The organism is Caulobacter sp. 05T431 (assembly GCF_056665975.1).
The window spans coordinates 1-353 of sequence record NZ_JBFTKU010000198.1 but is presented as its reverse complement, the minus strand read 5'-3'; the positions used below and the strand labels follow the sequence as shown (position 1 = coordinate 353).

The 353-nt window shown below is 64.5% G+C and carries 1 protein-coding gene; it reads left to right on the top strand.

Features of this window, described 5'->3' with window-relative positions:
- Positions 1–284, top strand: a 284-nt coding sequence (locus tag AC1U89_RS25090) for a hypothetical protein (protein ID WP_479902322.1), incomplete at its 5' end; no start/stop codon positions are given.
- Between the last annotated feature and the right edge of the window lie 69 nt (positions 285–353).

Below are 353 nucleotides of genomic sequence, written 5' to 3'. Positions count from 1 at the left end.
GCAAGGAACAGGACGGCAAGCTCCTGGCGGACACCGGCCAGATGCCGATGCGCAAGGACCTCCCGGCCACCTACGCGGATTACTTTGCCAAGAACCCCCTCTACAAGCAGTTCGCGGAGCAGGCCAGCCACACTGTCGAGGTGCCCAACGTGTCCAACTCGGTCGAGGTCTGGCAGACCTTCCGCACCGCCTACGCCAAGTMCGTGATCTTCGGCAACGAAAGCGTCGACGCCGCGTTCAAGGCCTCTGCCGAGAAGATCGACCAACTCGCAGCCCAGAAGTAGCGGGTGAATCTCCATGTCACTTCGCTCAGCTGAAGGCGCCCCCGCCACAGGGGACGCCGCCGGGCGGGC